This is a genomic window from Spirosoma luteum DSM 19990, assembly GCF_000374065.1.
Lineage (GTDB): Bacteria > Bacteroidota > Bacteroidia > Cytophagales > Spirosomataceae > Spirosoma > Spirosoma luteum.
Genome location: NZ_KB893254.1, coordinates 1 through 1264 on the forward strand (window position 1 = coordinate 1; position 1264 = coordinate 1264).

The 1264-nt window shown below is 58.1% G+C and carries 1 pseudogene; it reads right to left on the minus strand.

Annotated elements, in window-relative coordinates:
- Positions 1 to 1264: pseudogene (locus B156_RS31935) on the minus strand (FG-GAP-like repeat-containing protein); the annotation flags it as partial.

Sequence of the window (1264 nt, forward strand, 5' to 3'; positions counted from 1 at the left end):
TCAGAGTGAAGGTCTGGGTGCTCGTGCCGCTGGCCGTGACCAATTGGCTAAAGGCCGGGTTGGCGCTGCTGCCCGAAACGGCAGTGGTGCCGTTGGTGAGGGTGTAGCTGTAGCTGCCGGTGATGTTGCCAATGGTGGCCGTAAAGGTGGCGGGACTACCCACGCACAGGGCGGCCGGATTGGCGGCAAAGCCCGTGATGGTGGGCGTGGCGTTGATCACCGTCACACTGACCGTAGCCGAGCTGGTCTGGCTGGTGGGTGTGGTCATGTCGCTGGCTATCACGGTAAAGGTTTGCACCCCGGCGGGTAAGTTTGAGACGCTGGCCGTGTTGCTGGTCGGCAGTTGGGTAATGGTGCCCGGCCCCGAGAAGCTGTAGCTGTAGGGACGGTCCGGCGATCCGGGGGTGCCCCCCGAAACGGTGGCCGACAGGGTGGTGGTGCCCGTGGTCAGGAGCATGTCCGGACTCGCCGAGAAGCTGAGCGTCAGGGGGCTAACGTCCGGTGGGCAGAAAGACAACCCCCCGTCGGTAGCAGCATACACCGTCGACCCCTCTGCATACACCTCAAACATACTATTACTACCCAATCCATTGGCGGTGGAGTAGTTGGTAAAGCTGATGCCCCCATCGGTGGAAATCGACAACCCTCCAGAGGTAGCAGCGTACACCGTCGTACCCACCGCATACACCCCTCTCACATTATTAGCACCCAAGCCATTGGCGGTGGTTCGGTTGGTAAAGGTGGTGCCCCCATTGGTGGAAATCGATAACCCACCAAACGTAGCGGCATACACCCTCGTACCCTCCGCATATACCCCATTCACCTGGTTATGACCCAATCCATTGGCGGTGGTTTTATTGGCGAAGGAGCTGCCCCCATCGGTGGAAATCGATAACCCACCGTTGGTAGCGGCATAGACCGTCGTGCCCTCCGCATACACCTCTCTCACCGTAATATCCCCCAATCCATTGGCGGTGGTTTTGTTGGTAAAGCTGGAGCCCCCATCGAGGGAGATCGACAACCCATTAGCGGTAGCGGCATAGACCATCTCACCCACCGCATACACCCCCCCAAGCACAAGATTATTACCCAATCCGTTGGTGGTGGTTTTGTTTATGAAGGAGCTGCCCCCATCGGTCGAAATCGATAACCCATTAAACGTAGCAGCATACACCCTCGTACCCACCGCATACACCCCAAACACCTGATTATTACCCAATCCATTGGCGGTGGTTTTGTTTATGAAGGAGCTGCCCCCATCGGT